Below are 303 nucleotides of genomic sequence, written 5' to 3'. Positions count from 1 at the left end.
GAAGCCCCTCCCACAAGCTACTCCGGCAGATCCAGCAACCGCTTCAGGCTGTCCGACCACGGCCGGCCGCGATGGCGGATCCGGTACAACGTCCGCGACAGTGGCGGCAGTGTCGTGGACAGGGCCACCAGGCGAGCGAGCTCGAGCTGGTCGCGCACCGTGCTGTGCGACAGGCAGGTGATGCCCAGGCCGGCCACCGCACCCTGCTTGATCGCCTCGGTGCTGCCCAGCTGCAGGCGCTCGTCGAAGCCGCCCAGGTGCGGCAGCAGCGCCTGCTCGACGGACTCGCCAGTGCCCGATCCG

General features: G+C 70.6%; 1 protein-coding gene. It reads right to left on the bottom strand.

Annotation, left to right across the window (positions count from 1 at the left end; genetic code table 11):
• Nucleotides 1-17: 17 nt before the first annotated feature.
• Nucleotides 18-303, bottom strand: a 286-nt coding sequence (locus tag SB658_RS22995) for a LysR substrate-binding domain-containing protein (protein WP_410602570.1), incomplete at its 5' end; no start/stop codon positions are given.

The sequence above is a fragment of the Bacillus sp. SIMBA_008 genome, assembly GCF_046535495.1.
In the GTDB taxonomy this organism is placed as follows: Bacteria; Bacillota; Bacilli; order Bacillales; family Bacillaceae; genus Bacillus; species Bacillus subtilis.
The sequence above is the reverse complement of the archived record's forward strand: the minus strand, read 5'-3'. Positions and strand labels throughout refer to the sequence as shown.